Below are 14,700 nucleotides of genomic sequence, written 5' to 3'. Positions count from 1 at the left end.
ATCACAGAATCGGCTCCGGCTCGTACGCCGGGTACTTGTCGACGACCGCGGCGACCTGCTCCACGACGGACGCGACCTGTGCCGAGGCCACGCCGGTGAACGACAGGCGGTCGGCCAGCAGCGCCTCCAGGGCGGCCTTGTCGAGCGGCAGGCGGTCGTCCGCGCCGAGGCGGTCCAACAGGTCGTTGCCCGCGAGACCCTGCTCGCGCATCGCCAGCGCGACGGCCACCGCGTTCTCCTTGATGGCCTCGTGCGCGGTCTCACGGCCGACACCCGCGCGCACGGCCTCCATCAGCACCTTCGTCGTGCCGAGGAACGGCAGGTAGCGGTCCAGCTCGCGGGCGACGACGGCCGGGTACGCGCCGAACTCGTCCAGCACCGTCAGGAACGTCTCCAGCAGGCCGTCGAACGCGAAGAACGCGTCGGGCAGCGCGACCCTGCGGACCACCGAGCACGACACGTCGCCCTCGTTCCACTGGTCGCCCGCGAGCTCGCCGACCATCGACAGGTAGCCGCGCAGGATCACCGCGAAGCCGTTCACGCGCTCGCACGAGCGGGTGTTCATCTTGTGCGGCATGGCGCTGGAGCCGACCTGGCCGGGCTTGAAGCCCTCGGTGACGAGCTCGTGGCCCGCCATCAGCCGGATGGTCTTCGCGACCGACGACGGCGCCGCGGCGAGCTGCACGAGCGTCGAGACGACGTCGAAGTCGAGCGAGCGCGGGTAGACCTGGCCGACCGACGTCAGCACGCGCTCGAAGCCGAGGTGGCCCGCGACCGTCTGCTCCAGTTCCTGCAGCTTCTCGGGGGAGCCGAGCAGGTCGAGCATGTCCTGGGCCGTGCCGACCGGGCCCTTGATGCCGCGCAACGGGTAGCGCGAGATCAGCTCGTCGAGGCGGGAGAACGCCACCAGGAGTTCGTCGGCGCCCGTCGCGAACCGCTTGCCGAGCGTCGTGGCCTGCGCGGCCACGTTGTGCGAACGGCCTGCCATCACGAGGTCGGAGTGCTCGGCGGCGAGGCGCGCGAGGCGACCGAGCACGGCGGCGGCCTTGGAGCGGATCAGCTCCAGCGAGCGCAGCACCTGCAGCTGCTCGACGTTCTCGGTCAGGTCGCGCGAGGTCATTCCCTTGTGGACCTGCTCGTGGCCCGCGAGCGCGTTGAACTCCTCGATGCGCGCCTTCACGTCGTGCCGCGTGACCCGTTCGCGCGCGGCGATCGACTCCAGGTCGACCTGCTCCAGCACGCGCTCGTAGTCGGCCACCGCGGTCGCCGGCACGTCGATGCCCGCCGCCGCCTGCGCCTTCAGCACGGCGAGCCACAGCTGGCGCTCCAGCACGATCTTGTGCTCGGCCGACCAGAGCGTCGCGAGCGACGTGGAGGCGTACCGACCTGCGAGGACGTTGGCGATGCGGGGCTTCGTCACGCCCTCAGGCTAGTGCACCGCAGCGTCACTCCCAGTTCACGGCGGGGTCCGTGGCCAGCGCTGTGAGCACGTCCACACCCACCGGGATGTTCTGGCGGGCGCCCAGACCGGTCACCGGGTTGCGCGAGTAGCTGGAGACGACGACCGACCTCTTGCCGTCCCCGATCGTGCGCATCGACACCGCCTTCACGATCTCCGAGCCGTAGCGGAACTCGGCCTCGACGACGGTCGAGCCGTCGTTCTGCCGGACGCTCCGGCAGAAGATCGCATCGCCGGTGGCGCACAGCTGGCCGGACGAGATCGCCGAACCGGTGGTGACCAGCAGAGCCGTCGGTCCGAGCGAGTCCGTGAAGTAGACGAACCCGTACACGTCACGCGAGTCCTGGGAGGTGCTGACGGGCTGCAGCGGCATCTCCGGCTTGATCCCCGGCCCGTTCCACTCGAAGCTGCCGTAGAGGTCCGTGAACTCCGGCCGCTCCTTGCTCAGCCTCTCCACCAGCAGGTCGCCCATCTGCTGCTTGCGCTTGCGGTCCGACACCGTCGAGGACGCCGACGGCGGCGCGCTCGTCTGGGTCTCCGCGCCCAGCTGGCTGTCCCGGTCGCGCGGCAGCAGGCCCGGCAGCGCGAACGAGGTCACGGCGATCACCGCCGTAGCCACTCCCACAGCGACCAGCGCTCGGCGACGACTTTTTTTCTGCTCGACCCGCCTGATCAGGGTGTCGGGGTCGAAGTCGAGCGGCGGCTCGTCCCAGACGGCCAGCAGCATTCCCTCGCGGATCTCCTGCTCACTCACGACGCGACCCTCCCCGAACTGTTGTCGAGCTTCTCCACGATGGTGCGCAGTGTCGCGAGACCGCGCGCCGTCTGGCTTTTGACCGTTCCCTCGGTGCACCCCATGGCCACCGCCACCTCGGCGACCGACAGGTCCTCGAAATAACGCAGCACGAGCACCGCCCGTTGCCTCGGAGGCACCTGCAGCAGCGCGGTGTGCACGAGCTCACGTGCCCACAGCTTCGCGCTTGTGGTGTCCGGGTCCACGGTGGCGTCCGCGGCGTCGGGCAGCTCCCCGTCCCGCTGCTCGGCTCTGCGCCACGGCCTGCGCTTCTCGTCCAGCCACGTGCGCAGCAGCACCTTGCGGGCGTACGCGATCAGGTTGTCGAGGTCCTTGATGCGCTTCCAGGCCAGGTACATCTTCATGAGGCTCGACTGCATCAGGTCTTCCGCTGTGTGCCAGTCGCCGCAGAAGAGATACGCAGTACGTCGCAAAGACGCGGCATTGGCTGCCGCGAACTCACGAAAGCCCTGTTCATCGGCCTTGCGCATGCGATCCCCTCTCGCGTCCTCAACCAGGGGAACGCATCGGAGGAACGCGAGGTTGCATCACGCGTGACGCGAAAGGGCCGAACGGAGCATCCTGCCCGCCACGCCCCTCGGGTCCGACTTCAGCTCGATGAACGAGTTGACCACCGAACCGTCGACCAGCGCGATCAGCTCCTCGACCCGGTCGCTGTCGACCTCACGTCCCGAACGGGCGAAGACGTCGGTGACCAGCACCCGCAGCTCGGTCGACAGCTCGCGCATCAACGGCCGCAGGTACGGGCGGCGGCCGGTCGCGACGAGGCGTTCGTAGCGCAGCAGCACGGCCTCGATGTCGGTCGCGTCCTCCCCGACCAGCAGGTCGAGGACGAACTCGACGAGCTCGTCGTCGGACATCCGCTCCTGGATCGACGACAGCCTGCGCCGGAAGCTCGCGAGCTCGCTGCGGCCGTGGAGCTCGACGGCGGCGGTGATCAGCTCGTCCAGCGAGTCGAAGTAGTACGTGGTCGACGCGAGCGGCAGACCTGCGCGTTCGGCGACGGCGCGGTGCCTGACCGCGTCGAAACCGCCGTCCGCGAACAGGCCGGACGCGGCCTCCACGAGCGCCTGCCGCCTGCGCTCACCCTTGGGTGTTGCTGCCGTCATAGTCGCGCCAGGGTACTCGGCGAACGATCAGAACTTCGGGCCCAGTGCGTCGGCGAACCGCTTGGCCTGGCCCTTGAACTCGCCGTCGCCCTGCGTGAAGACGTAGAGGTCCTGCCCCTGACCGGTCGTGACCTTCTCCGCTCCGGCGGGCGCCTCGAACGGCTGCGGCGTGACGATCGCGGTGATCGTCAGCCCGTCGATCTTGAACGCGGCCGAGCGGGAGTCGGGCGAACAGGTGACCGTCGGCGCGATGGCGTCGTTCGGCGAGACGGGCGGACCCGGTGAGACCGAAAGCTCGACGGCGAGGGCGTCGGCGAGCTCTCGGTCCACACCTGCGCAGCCCTGCACTGCGCTTTCACTGACCGAAGGGCCAGTGCTTCCCGGCGCCTGCGCGTCCCCCTGCGTGGACTTGCCTTCACCGGAGAAGACAGTGGGTGGTGCTTCCAGCGCGGTCATCGGCGATTGTGCACCGTCGTCCCGGTTCTGCCCAGAACCCGCGCTGTTCATGGTGCTGGTCTCGCCGGGGCTCATCCAGCCGTTGGCGGCGAAGACCCCGCCGAAGCCGAGCACGACCACCAGGGTGGTGCCCGCCGCGATCGAGTTGCGCCTGCGCAGCGTGGCCTTGCGCGAGGCCGTCCGCACGTCGCCCGCGTCGAAGGACGGCGGTGGTGCGTCGTGCGCCGCGTCGCGGAACAGGTCCGCGAGCTTCTGCTCGTCCATCTACGCCCTCCTCTCGCTGGTCACGACGCCGGTCGCAGGTCGTCGATGGCGTCGCCCAGTGCTTCCCTGAGCGCCGCCAGCCCGCGGGCCGTCTGACTCTTCACAGTTCCTTCCGAGCACTTCAAGGTCTCCGCCGTCGCCGTGACGTCCAGGCCTTCGAGGAACCTGAGCACGAGCACGGCCCGTTGCCTCGGCGGGACTCTGCGCAGGCCCTTCATCAACGCCTCGCGCGTCGCGACGGTCTCACCGATCTCGGTGTCCACCGCCGGTGCCTCGGGCATCTCGTCGGTGAACTTCTCGCGCCGCCACGGACGGCGCGACTCGTCGATCACCGCGCGCACGACGCTGCGCCGGACGTAGGCGTCCAGAGCCTGCTTGTCCCTGATCTTCCGCCACCTCCTGTGCAGTGCCACGAACGCGGTCTGCGCGAAGTCGTCAGCGCGGTGCCAGTCGCCGCACAGCAGGTATGCCGTTCGGCGCACGGCCTCACGGCGAGCCACGAAGTACTCCGCGAACTCCTGCTCGTCGCGCTGATCCACGCGGACTGCTCTCCGCTCGTTCCTCGGTTGCACTGACAGGACGGAAACTGCGGCACCAACGGTTGCACGAACCTCCGGGGAGAGCTACATCACCCCCTCTGTCGTTCACCGGATGTGATGTGATCGAGGTCGTGACCCCCATCGACCTGCGCTCGGACACCGTCACCAAGCCCGGCGAGGCCATGCGCCGCGCGATGGCGGAGGCCGAGGTCGGCGACGACGTCCTGGACCACGACCCGACCATGGCCGCGCTGGAGGAGCGCGTCGCCTCGTTGCTCGGCGTCGAGGCGGCCCTGTGGGTTCCGTCCGGCTCCATGGGCAACCTGATCGCCCTGTTCCTGCACCTGGCCCGCGGTGACAGGTTCCTGGCCCCGCTCGGCGCGCACGTGCTGGACGCCGAGCTCGGGACCGCCGCGTGGCTGGCCGGCGGGATGCCGCACGCGCTCACCTCGGTGACGCCCGAGGCCGTGATCGCGGCCGGTGGTGGCGAGTCCCCCTACTACGGGCTGCGCACGACGTTGCTGAGCCTGGAGAACACCCACAACGCCTCCGGTGGCACGGTGACGTCGGTCGACGAGCACGCCGCGCTGGTGGCGGCGGCCCGGTCGATCGGGCTGGCCGTGCACCTCGACGGGGCCCGGCTGTGGCACGCGGCCGCCGCTCTCGGGGTGCCGCTGACGGCGTTGACCGCCGGGGTGGACACCGTGCAGGTGTGCCTGTCGAAGGCGCTGGGCGCGCCGGTCGGGTCGGTGGTGGCCGGGTCCGCGTCGTTCGTCGTCGAGGCGCGGCGGGTGCGCAAGATGTTGGGCGGAGGCGTGCGGCAGGGCGGTGTGCTCGCCGCTGCCGGACTGGTGGCGCTGGACCGGATCCCGCGGCTCGCCGAGGACCACGCCCACGCGTCCGAGCTGGCCGCCGGGTTGCGCTCGCTGGGGTGGGACGTGGCCGAGCCGGCGACGAACATCGTGCTGGCGTCGGTGCCCGACCTGGACAAGACGCTGCTGTCGCTGGCCGAGGCCGGGGTGCTCGCGAGTCCGATGTCCGGCAAGGTCCGCTTCGTGACGCACGGCGACGTCGGCCCGTCCGACATCACCGAGGTGCTGCGCCGGGTTCGGGAGGCAGACTGATGCGCTGGATCGTGTTCGACTTCGGCGAGGTCATCAGCCCTCGCAACCCGGCTCTGCCCGCGATCGCCACGCGGCTCGGGGTGTCGCTGGAGGCCTTCGAGGCCGCCTACTGGAACCGTGACGCGTACGACCGCGGCGGGCCGGACGCCGCGTACTGGGCGTTGATCGGGTCGTCGCTGGGGCTGACGTTCGACGACGACCAGGTGCGGGAGCTGACCGCGCTCGACAACGCCGGGTGGCTGGACGACCCGGTGGTGGAGACGGTGGCGCTGATCGAGGACCTGGCGGCGCTCGGAGTGCCGCTGGCGCTGCTGTCGAACGCGCCCGCGACGTTCGCGCGACTGGCGGAGAAGATGCCGTGGGCCGAACACTTCCAGCACCTGGTGTTCTCCGGCGACCTGGGCTCGGCGAAGCCCGACGAGTCGATCTGGAGGCACGTGGAGTCCGTGATCGGCTCGTCGGACGTGATCTTCTTCGACGACCGGCAGTCCAACGTGGACGGTGCGCTGGCCGCGGGCTGGGACGCGCGGCTGTGGACGTCAGCCCTGGCTGCGCGTGCCGAGCTCCGCGCGGAGTTCCGCGATCTCGGCGCGTAGGTTCCGGAGCTCCTGCGCGGTTTCGAGCTCGGCGTTCTCGACACCGCGCAGCTTCTCCACCAGCCAGCTGGCGATCGTGCCGGTGATGACACCGAGCAGTGCGATGCCGCCGACCATCAGCAACCCCGCGACCAGCCTGCCCTCGCCCGTGACGGGGTAGCGGTCGCCGTAGCCGACCGTCGACATGGTGGTCAGCGTCCACCACAGCGCGTCGCCGAACGTGGTGATGCTGGCGTTTTCCGCGTGCCTTTCCGCGTCCAGCACGGCGAGGCTCGCACAAAACGCGACGATTGCCGTCACGCCCGCCACGTAAATGCTGACCCGTTGCCTGATCTTGTGCTGGAACTTCTTGTTCAGCAACGTCATGACGGTGATCAGCCTGAGCACCCTGAGCTGGCGCACCATGGGCAGAACGACCGCGGCAAGATCGAAAACATGTGTTCTGAGGAACTTCAGCTTGTGCTGCGCCAGGGTCAGTCTCGTGACGAAGCCGGCCGCGAACAGCGCCCAGACCAGCCACAACGCGATCTCCAGTGGCACGTGCATGGCCCCGTGATCGTCGAGGACCTGCCACGCGTAGGCGGCGAGGAACACTCCGGCGAGTGCCGTCAACGGCCACTCGACCTTTCGCTCCCACCGTTCGAGGCGGGCCTCGTTGGCTAGCAACACCGCCTCATGGTGAGTGGTGCGATCTCATTTATCCAGGGGTCAGCGCCTGGATTTGATCGCACCGTAAGCCGCGGTGCCTGCGAGGAGTAGTCCTCCAATCACAGCGAGCCAGAAAAGGCCTTTCACAACGGCTCCGACGACGGCCAGCACGATCCAGATCGCCACCAGCCACCCGATGATCGCCCACATGGGACTCCCCTTCCTCCGCTCTGTGAACGTCCCGCTGCCCGGTTTTGTTGCGGTCAGAGCCAGGCCTTGAGGCGGCGGAGGGCCTCCTCGACGTCCTGGGTGGAGCCCGCGAACGACATCCGCACGAAGTGGTGCCCGTCGACGGGGTCGAAGTCGATGCCGGGCACGATCGCGACCCCGGTGTCGTCCAGCAGCTTCTTGCAGAACGCCATCGAGTCGTCCGTGAGGTGCCGGACGTCCGCGTAGACGTAGAACGCGCCGTCCGCCGGTGCGAGCTTGGTGATGCCGAGGTCCGTGAGGCCTTCGAGCAGCAGGTCGCGGTTGGCCCGGTAGCGCTTGAGGTGCTCGGCCGTCTCGGCGTACGAGTCCTCGTGGAACGCCTCGACCGCCGCGTACTGCGCGAGCGCCGGCGGGCACAGCGTGAAGTTGCCGGTCAGGCAGTCCACGGCCCTGCGCAGCCGTTCCGGCAGCAACATCCAGCCCAGGCGCCACCCGGTCATCGCGAACGCCTTGGAGAAGGAGTTGACGACGATCGCGTCCCTGCTGGTCTCCCAGGCGCAGTGGAGCGGTTCGCCGTAGCTGATCCCGTGGTAGATCTCGTCGCTGATCAGCTGGACGCCGTTGCGCTCGCACCACAGCGCGATCGGCTCGACGTCGGCCGTCGTGCCGGTCGGGTTGGCGGGGCTGGCGACGATCACGCCCTTGAGGCTCGGGTCGAGCATCTCGACCGTGGGCTGGAACCGCGTCTCCGGCCCGCACGGCAGCTCGACGACCTCACACCCCAGCGCCTTGAGGATGTTGCGGTAGGCGGGATATCCCGGCCGTGCCAGCGCGACCCGGTCACCGGCGTCGAACGCCGCCAGGAACGCGAGCGTGAACGCGCCCGACGACCCCGTGGTCACCACGACGTCGTCCGCCGACACGTCGAGGTCGTACTGGCGCCGGTAGTGGCCCGCGATGGCTTGGCGCAGCTCGGGAATCCCGAGCTGCTCGGTGTAGCCCAGCGCGTGCGCGTCGAGGGCCTGGACCGCGGCCTCGCGCACAGGGCGTGGCGCGGGGCTCGACGGCTGCCCGGCGGCCAGTGAGATCACGTCGCCGTGCGTCCGCTGCCTCTGCGCGGCGGCGGACAGCACGTCCATGACGTGGAAGGGCGGTACGTCGGCGCGGGCGGCCACGGTCAGCATGCCGCCAGGCTAATACCCCTGGTACCCGCCGCCCTGTGACATCGCCTTCAGTCCGGGGTGGCCCTCGAAGCCGCCGTAGCGCGAGAACGTGTAGCGGACGCCGGCGATGATGTTGTCGATCGGGTTCCAGATGTCGTCGTGGCCGGGCAGCTTGTGGGCGTTGAACGTCGAGTCGATGCACTGCATCAGGCCCTTCGAGGGCGTTCCCGCCTGGGCGTTGGAGTCCCAGAGGTTGATGGCGTGCGGGTTGCCGCTCGACTCCTTCTCGATGATCTTCCAGATCTCGTCGATGTTCTCCTCGGTGACCGGGATCCCGTTGGCCTGCAGGATCTTGATGGCCTCGCGGATCCACTCCTCGACGTTGCCGGGAGGCGGGCTGCCCGAGGGCGGGCCGCCGCTGGAGCCGAGGCCGCCCATGCCGCCGCCCTCACCTCCGCCGCCACCACCGCCGCCTCCGCCTCCGGAAGCGCTGCCGCCACCACCGCCGCCGCCTCCTCCGTGGTTGGAGGTCGCGGGTGCGGGTGCGGGCTGCTGGTCCGTTGTGGACGATGCCTTGGTCGAGTCGTCGGGTGGCGCAGCCGGCGCCCACTCGACGGGCTTGCCGGGCGCGGGCGTGAACGACTGGGTGTTCGGGTCCTCGACCGCCGAGAACTTCGGGGTGAGCGCGCCGGGACGGCCCTTCAGCGTTCCGGCGGCGGCGTTCACGGCACTTTCGGCTTGGGAGACAACGGGTTGGGCGTCGCTGACGGCCTCGGCGCAGTAGCCGCGGATGACGCTGTCGACGTCCTCCTGCGGCTGGCCGTGGAGCTGCTGCCGGGTCTGGCGGGCGCGGCTCAGCAGGGTCTCGCAGATGCGGCTCATCGAGGTCTTGGCGGTCTCCAACGCCGTCGCGGCCGTCTCCAGGTCGGCCGCGGCACCGTCGAGCGCCTCGGCCATCGAGGTGCCGCACTTCGTCACGTTGGTCATGTAGGCGACGAACCCGTCGGAGGACTTGCCCTCCCACGCGCCGTCGAGCTGCGTGACCGAGCGCTGCAGGACGTTCGTCTGGTCACCGCACTTGCCCGCGGCCTGCTTCCAGCGGTTCGCGATGTCGCGCACGGCCTGCGGTTGCGCGGTCTCGACCTTGTCCGCGAGCGCGGCCAGTGCGGCACCGCCGGGCAACGCCGCGACCTCGTCCATCGCGCTCACGTCAGACCGCCCTCATGGAGTTCTTGTTGACCTCTTCGACGTTCGCGACGTTGGTCTGGATCGCGTCGAGCGCACCCTCGACCTTGCGCAGCACCTTCTCGGCCGCCTCGAACTCGCGCGCACCGGCCTGGTCCATTGCGGACACAGCGCCGGAGATCGCACCGGACGACCCGAGTTTTCCAAATATGTCCGGATTGCCGTACTGGCCGGAAAAGCCGTCGCCGATGGCGCCGAATTGCCCGGCCTGACTGCTCACGGTAGTTCGGCACTGTTCCATGGCTTCAGCGTTGAACTTCGTAGGAGCCACGCGCCTTACCCCCTCAACGTCTACTCGCCGACCTTAGAACGAATCGCGCCAGGTGGTGCGCCGATTCGCTCGTTCGAACGACAATGCCCGCCCGTCGAAAGTTCGACGGGCGGGCACGCGCGGAGGTTCCGTGATCAGACTTCTTGGAGCAGCTCCCAGATCGACCCGGCGAGCCGGTGGTTGTCGACCGGCGTGATCGTGCACCAGCTGCGCCCGTCGCTGCTCGGCTTGAGCTGACGGAGGTACCGCCCGTTGTGCGTGTCGTGGAAGGAAACGACGCGATTGGCCCGCCGCCCACCCCGCTGCACACCGAACTGCCCACGCGTGGACATGCCGTCGAGCATCCCGGCGAGCTCCTGCGCGTCCCCGAGCCGCATGCCCCGCCGCTCCAGCGTGGTGATCATCCGCTGGGCGTCGAGCCCGACGTCCTTGGCGGCGGTCACCAACTCGTCGTACGGCGCGCTGATGGACCGCCCGAACCCGGCGGGCATCTCCCCGGCGACCGACACAGCAGCCTCGGCGAGAGCCGTGCCACGAGCCTCGATCAACCACATCTCGTCGCGGTCCTGAACAGCCAGGATCGCCTCGTCCCCGATCGCCGCGGCCAGCCCGCTGATCTGCCGGTCGGCCCAGATCCACACGTCGATGGCCACCTGGTGGTTGCCCAGCAAGGCGAACCCGTCAGCCAGCTCGGGCACGACCCGCCCGTTGCGGGCAAGTCCGCGCGCCTCCAACGACTCCCAGGCCCGCTTCACCACCTCGGCCTTCTCCGTGTGGGTCACGGAGGGGATCCGAGTGTCGAGCGCGACGTGCGCGGCCGGGAGGCGTTGCGCCTCCCAGACCACGGCGAACTCCACTGTGGACAGAACCACAGAACCCGGTGCGCTCAAGGGATCTACTTGTCCTTCGGGTCTTCGCCGATGACGGACTGAACCACCATGCGGTCATCACCGAACATCTCGTCGGAGTCGACGCCGTACTTGCGCACGTGCTCGCCGTCCTCCTCGCCCTCACCCCTGGCACCACTGGCGGCAGGCGACATGAGCGACCCCGACCCCTTGCCGGCCACCCCGCCCTTGCCCGCTGCCGCAGCACCGCGGTTCGCGTCGGGCCCGACACCGGTGGCACCACCAGGCGTCATCGCGCCGCCGATGCCCTTCCCGGCGGCAGCGCCGGTACCACCAGCACCACCACCCGCGCCTGCCTTGCCGCCACCGATCGTGCTCGGGGCGCCCTTCGGGCCGGCGGGCGCGATCGGGGTCTTCGGGGCCTGGCTCGGCCCACGTCCACCGCCGACGACCTGCGCGCCGCGTGCACCGGCCGTGCCGCCGGCGAGACCAGCGGCCGCAGCCGCTGCCGCGGCCACGCCGATCGGTGGGGTGCCGATCGCCTTGGGCAGGCCCACGCCTCCGGCGATCGGGGTGCCGGGGGACGTGCCCGGGATGACTCCCGTGGCGTTGCCGGGGATGCCTGGGGTCGGAGCGCCTGGGGTGCCGGTGAAGCCCGGGGTGCCTGGGCTGCCGGGCGAGCCGGTGAAGCCCGGGCCGCCGGGAACGCCTGGGGTACCGGCCGTTGGGGTGCCCACCGGAGTTCCGACGGGGGTGGCGACGGCGCCACTAGTGACCACGATGTCCGGCGGCGGGTTGGGCGTGCGATACGAATCGATCGCGCCCTGACTGCTGGAGTGATACCCGTTGAGGCTGTCGATAGCCTGTTGACGGGCCGCGTTGGTCGCTGCGACCTCTTGGGCGTGGTCGGTCTCGATGCCGAAGAAGCCGCCGACCTTGTCCCCGAAGTTCTGTTCCGTGTCGCCACGCAGGGTCTGCGCTTCGGGAGAGCTGTTGCGTGCGGTGGTGGAGCTCTCGCCCTGGCGCGCGATCGCATCCGAGTTCACGTCGGTGATGTCACGAGCAGCGTCGAAGCTCTCAGAGGTGACCTTGGTCGTCTGCTTCCCCGCCTCGCCGGCTGCCCCACCCCAATCGATGCCCAGATCCCTCAGCTGCCTGCGCAGCTCGTTGTCCACATCTTGCAGGCTCCCCGAGAGGCCGCGAAGAACGTCAGAAGCAGCCGCGAACTGCCGAGCCAGCTCGCCGTTGCCGGCAGAGATCTTTTGGACCTCGTCCGACAACTGCTGGTTGCTCCAGCCTCCGAAATTCCAGTCCCTGAGCTGTCCACCCGACATTGTTCCGCCTCACTTCAAGGTCTTGAGAGTCGCAACAGCGAACTCGGCAGCCTTCGCCGCATTGGCGCACATCTGGTCCTGCGAGACGCCTTTTTCCGTCACCGGGTCGTATCCCACTTCGAGCTGCTGCCCGTCGGCCACGTCAACCGTGACAGAGCAGTCCACACCCTCCGCACCGGTGAGTGTGAGCTGAGCGGCGCCGTATCCCGCGACGGTCACCACTTTCACATCAACGTTCCCAGAACCAGTGAGCCAGAACGGCACACCCTTGTCCTTCACCAGGATTATGCTGTACGCATATTTGGTTCCTTTGGTGTACGAACAGCCGGGCTGCTTTCCGAGACTCGGCGAATTGAACTCGTACGACTGCCCTTCAAGAATCTTGATCTCAGACATCTGAGCCGGGGTCAGCAGCTTGCACGCATCCACACCGTCGAGTTTCAGCTCGGCCGGCCGCTTCGGCAGCTCCTTGGCAGCGCTGGACGTTCCCGAGGTAGGACCATCGCTCGTGACAGGATTCGGCTTGCCGGGCTCACCACCGTTGGTGCATGCGGCGACAAGGGACAGCGCGGATGCCGCCGCAAGGATCTTGAGAAAAGCTTTGCTCACGTCGTCTTCCCGAACACAGCCGTGATCTCTTCCTCGGTGAGGCCGTACTGCTTGGCGGACTGCTGGAGCTGCTCCGCCAACTTGTCGAGGTTGTCGACGTACTGAACGATTCGCTCCAGGTATGAATCAGCGTCAGTGGTGAGACGCTTGTTCCACAGACCTGCGATGTCCGCGCTCACCTTTCCCGCTGCCTCACCGTCGACGTGGACTTTGAGCGTGCGTTTGGCCGCGACCACTTCCGGACGCAACCTGTCAGCCTGATCCTGAATGATCTTGCCGGCCTTGAGCACCGTGTCCTTGTTGACGTGGAACTTCTGGCTCGACGGACCAGAACTCATGCTGTCCAACGCCGACGATGCCGCCTGAAACGCGCTGACCGCAGCCCCGACCACACCCCCGGCCATGGCTCCAACGGCACCGAGAGCGGCACCCGCCCCCGCGCTCTCCTGTGTCACGTCCTACCCCCGTACGGTTGGTAACGGTTCGGTCCCGCTTCGCAGGCTACCAACGCCTGCGTAAGACGTACCTGTGGTTGGACGAAGACCACCCCTCGTTGGTTCCACGTCACTCTGCGTCCCGTTTCCACTGGCGACGTGCCGCGATTCCGGTAGCTTCCGCGAGTTGGGGGAGGAACGCACACGACCACCTGGGGGAATGCGAGTGCACGGCCCACAACAGCCTTACCCGCCGCGGCAGCCACACCCGTATCCGCAGCCTTATCCGTTTCAGCAGCATCCGCAGGGGCCGCCGAGGAAACGTCGCACCGGATTGATCATTACCGCCGTCCTCGCCGCAGTGCTGCTGCTCGTCGGTGGCGGGATCACCACGGCGATCCTGGTCAAGGGGGACGGCGAACGGGCTGCACCGGAACGCGAGGCGGCCGACAGCAGCGTGATCGCGCAGAAGAGCGCTGAGGCGGTGAAGTACGGAGACGTCGCGGTGATCGACGCCTGCACGGTCATGCCGGGCACGCTGCTGGAGGAGATCGGCTTCCGGGACGCCGCCCACGGCTGGCACAGCCAGGTCGACGTGCCGCGGTCGGTGCCGGTGGACGACGCGACGGTCGAAGGCCAGAGCGACGCGATCTCCACCTGCCTGTACGAGTCGACGGCGGAGGGCGGGATCGAGCGCTTCACGCTCTCCGTTCGCCAGCGGCCGTTCAACCACATGGCCACGGCCGGCTACCAGGGGAAGAACGACACCCCGGTGACCGCTGCCGGGCTCAAGGGGTTCATGAGTCCTGGCCTCTCGCCGGACAGCTTCGACGCCAGGCTCGTCAGTGCGGACGGCAACGCGCAGGTGAACCTGGGCGCGTCGCGCATGAGCAACGTCAAGGAGATCACCGATCCCGAGGCGACGTTCATGAAGTTGCTGGAAGGGGTCGCGGCGAACCTCGCGAAGGGTGCGCAGGGCCGGACGGTGCACGTGCACACCGGGCGGTACGAGAGCGTGCCGAACGCCTGCGACATCCTGAGCACCGAACGCTTCCAGGAGATCACGAACGGCAAGGACTCCGGAGTGGTCGAGGCGGACTACTACGAGCGGGAGAGCTTCGACAGCGCCCAGAACAAGGACTTCTACTCCAACCTGCAGGAGTGCCGGCGGCTGTCCCCCGAGTGGTTCGCAGCGGGGAAGCGCAGCCAGGGCAAGGCTTTGAAGATCAGCCTGAGGACGTACCGCGACGCCGGGATGGCCGTCGGGGACGCGCAGGACTGCGACCCGGACTCTCCGTCGCGCACCATCACCGGTGAGGCCGTGATGAGCGCGGAGAAGATCGGTGACGTCGCTGCCTGCGGCTATCTGCAGGGTGACTCGCCGACCATCTCCTTCGTCGCCGGGCGCACGCAGGTCAAGCTCACTGGCTACGGCGACTGGGCGCCGGACGATCTCCGTGCGTACGTCCGGGACTTCACGCCGGTCGCCCAGAAGATGGCGGACGACGTACGGAAGGCGATCGGATAGGGCACAGCTAGTCGGGTGAGAACGCGAAGAGCGCCATAACGTTGTGGAC

Annotated in this window: 18 protein-coding genes; 3 read left to right on the top strand and 15 right to left on the bottom strand. The window is 68.6% G+C overall.

What is annotated here, in order from left to right; genetic code table 11:
* Position 1 precedes the first annotated feature (1 nt).
* The 6 genes from purB to ACFWN2_RS40555 are packed head-to-tail and all read right to left on the bottom strand — an operon-like array spanning position 2 to position 4,641.
* Complete coding sequence (purB, locus tag ACFWN2_RS40580) at positions 2-1,420, bottom strand: adenylosuccinate lyase (protein WP_382435895.1); 1,419 nt, start codon at positions 1,418-1,420, stop codon at positions 2-4.
* 25 nt (positions 1,421-1,445) lie between these two features.
* Positions 1,446-2,213: a hypothetical protein gene (locus ACFWN2_RS40575; RefSeq protein ID WP_382435894.1), complete on the bottom strand. Its 768-nt coding sequence runs from the start codon at positions 2,211-2,213 to the stop codon at positions 1,446-1,448.
* Entirely contained in the window at positions 2,210-2,743 is a 534-nt protein-coding gene (locus tag ACFWN2_RS40570; RefSeq protein ID WP_089918696.1) for a SigE family RNA polymerase sigma factor, read from the bottom strand. Before ACFWN2_RS40570 ends, ACFWN2_RS40575 begins: the two co-directional genes overlap by 4 nt.
* A 57-nt stretch (positions 2,744-2,800) precedes the next feature.
* Positions 2,801-3,382: a TetR/AcrR family transcriptional regulator gene (locus ACFWN2_RS40565; protein WP_382435892.1), complete on the bottom strand. Its 582-nt coding sequence runs from the start codon at positions 3,380-3,382 to the stop codon at positions 2,801-2,803.
* A 27-nt stretch (positions 3,383-3,409) separates the two neighbouring features.
* The gene (locus ACFWN2_RS40560; RefSeq protein WP_382435891.1) at positions 3,410-4,102 is read right to left on the bottom strand and encodes a hypothetical protein; all 693 of its coding nucleotides are present in this window, start codon (positions 4,100-4,102) and stop codon (positions 3,410-3,412) included.
* A gap of 20 nt (positions 4,103-4,122) precedes the next feature.
* A complete protein-coding gene (locus ACFWN2_RS40555) occupies positions 4,123-4,641 on the bottom strand; it encodes a SigE family RNA polymerase sigma factor (RefSeq protein WP_382435890.1) in 519 nt (172 codons plus the stop codon).
* A gap of 182 nt (positions 4,642-4,823) precedes the next feature.
* On the opposite strand from ACFWN2_RS40555, the gene ACFWN2_RS40550 reads away from it, so the two are divergent.
* Positions 4,824-5,765, top strand: a complete 942-nt coding sequence (locus tag ACFWN2_RS40550; protein ID WP_382435977.1) for a threonine aldolase family protein — start codon at positions 4,824-4,826, stop codon at positions 5,763-5,765.
* Positions 5,765-6,361, top strand: a complete 597-nt coding sequence (locus tag ACFWN2_RS40545) for an HAD-IA family hydrolase (RefSeq protein ID WP_382435888.1) — start codon at positions 5,765-5,767, stop codon at positions 6,359-6,361. Before ACFWN2_RS40550 ends, ACFWN2_RS40545 begins: the two co-directional genes overlap by 1 nt.
* On the opposite strand, the gene ACFWN2_RS40540 is transcribed toward ACFWN2_RS40545, so the two are convergent.
* The 9 genes from ACFWN2_RS40540 to ACFWN2_RS40500 form a co-directional block, all read right to left on the bottom strand.
* Positions 6,305-7,030, bottom strand: a complete 726-nt coding sequence (locus tag ACFWN2_RS40540; RefSeq protein WP_382435887.1) for a potassium channel family protein — start codon at positions 7,028-7,030, stop codon at positions 6,305-6,307. The genes ACFWN2_RS40545 and ACFWN2_RS40540 overlap by 57 nt on opposite strands.
* A 39-nt stretch (positions 7,031-7,069) precedes the next feature.
* Positions 7,070-7,219, bottom strand: a complete 150-nt coding sequence (locus tag ACFWN2_RS40535) for a hypothetical protein (protein ID WP_030465871.1) — start codon at positions 7,217-7,219, stop codon at positions 7,070-7,072.
* A 53-nt stretch (positions 7,220-7,272) separates the two neighbouring features.
* Entirely contained in the window at positions 7,273-8,403 is a 1,131-nt protein-coding gene (locus ACFWN2_RS40530) for a pyridoxal phosphate-dependent aminotransferase (RefSeq protein ID WP_382435885.1), read from the bottom strand.
* Positions 8,404-8,412: 9 nt separating this feature from the next.
* Positions 8,413-9,582, bottom strand: a complete 1,170-nt coding sequence (locus ACFWN2_RS40525) for a transglycosylase SLT domain-containing protein (protein ID WP_382435884.1) — start codon at positions 9,580-9,582, stop codon at positions 8,413-8,415.
* A 10-nt stretch (positions 9,583-9,592) separates the two neighbouring features.
* A complete protein-coding gene (locus ACFWN2_RS40520) occupies positions 9,593-9,847 on the bottom strand; it encodes a hypothetical protein (RefSeq protein ID WP_382435883.1) in 255 nt (84 codons plus the stop codon).
* Between the two features lie 185 nt (positions 9,848-10,032).
* A complete protein-coding gene (locus ACFWN2_RS40515) occupies positions 10,033-10,788 on the bottom strand; it encodes an ESX secretion-associated protein EspG (protein ID WP_382435882.1) in 756 nt (251 codons plus the stop codon).
* A gap of 5 nt (positions 10,789-10,793) precedes the next feature.
* On the bottom strand, positions 10,794-11,921 hold the full coding sequence (locus tag ACFWN2_RS40510) for a hypothetical protein (RefSeq protein WP_382435881.1): 1,128 nt from the start codon (positions 11,919-11,921) through the stop codon (positions 10,794-10,796).
* A gap of 168 nt (positions 11,922-12,089) precedes the next feature.
* Entirely contained in the window at positions 12,090-12,689 is a 600-nt protein-coding gene (locus ACFWN2_RS40505) for a DUF3558 domain-containing protein (RefSeq protein ID WP_382435879.1), read from the bottom strand.
* The gene (locus ACFWN2_RS40500; protein ID WP_382435878.1) at positions 12,686-13,093 is read right to left on the bottom strand and encodes a hypothetical protein; all 408 of its coding nucleotides are present in this window, start codon (positions 13,091-13,093) and stop codon (positions 12,686-12,688) included. Before ACFWN2_RS40500 ends, ACFWN2_RS40505 begins: the two co-directional genes overlap by 4 nt.
* 364 nt (positions 13,094-13,457) lie before the next feature.
* Between ACFWN2_RS40500 and ACFWN2_RS40495 the strand changes: the two genes are divergently transcribed.
* Positions 13,458-14,651 (top strand): hypothetical protein, encoded by a 1,194-nt coding sequence (locus ACFWN2_RS40495; protein ID WP_382435877.1) that lies wholly within the window; start codon positions 13,458-13,460, stop codon positions 14,649-14,651.
* The last annotated feature ends 49 nt before the right edge of the window (positions 14,652-14,700 follow it).

The sequence above is a fragment of the Lentzea sp. NPDC058436 genome, assembly GCF_042721515.1.
Classification (GTDB): domain Bacteria; phylum Actinomycetota; class Actinomycetes; order Mycobacteriales; family Pseudonocardiaceae; genus Lentzea.
Note: the sequence above shows the minus strand (reverse complement) of the source record. Positions and strands in the feature narration are given on the sequence as shown.

Coding starts and splice junctions, on each gene's coding strand:
- ACFWN2_RS40570 (WP_089918696.1), bottom strand. CDS start 2,743: ATGCGCAAGGCCGATGAACAGGGCTTTCGTGAGTTCGCGGCAGCCAAT.
- ACFWN2_RS40565 (WP_382435892.1), bottom strand. CDS start 3,382: ATGACGGCAGCAACACCCAAGGGTGAGCGCAGGCGGCAGGCGCTCGTG.
- ACFWN2_RS40560 (WP_382435891.1), bottom strand. CDS start 4,102: ATGGACGAGCAGAAGCTCGCGGACCTGTTCCGCGACGCGGCGCACGAC.
- ACFWN2_RS40550 (WP_382435977.1), top strand. CDS start 4,824: ATGCGCCGCGCGATGGCGGAGGCCGAGGTCGGCGACGACGTCCTGGAC.
- ACFWN2_RS40545 (WP_382435888.1), top strand. CDS start 5,765: ATGCGCTGGATCGTGTTCGACTTCGGCGAGGTCATCAGCCCTCGCAAC.
- ACFWN2_RS40535 (WP_030465871.1), bottom strand. CDS start 7,219: ATGTGGGCGATCATCGGGTGGCTGGTGGCGATCTGGATCGTGCTGGCC.
- ACFWN2_RS40530 (WP_382435885.1), bottom strand. CDS start 8,403: ATGCTGACCGTGGCCGCCCGCGCCGACGTACCGCCCTTCCACGTCATG.
- ACFWN2_RS40525 (WP_382435884.1), bottom strand. CDS start 9,582: ATGGACGAGGTCGCGGCGTTGCCCGGCGGTGCCGCACTGGCCGCGCTC.
- ACFWN2_RS40500 (WP_382435878.1), bottom strand. CDS start 13,093: ATGGCCGGGGGTGTGGTCGGGGCTGCGGTCAGCGCGTTTCAGGCGGCA.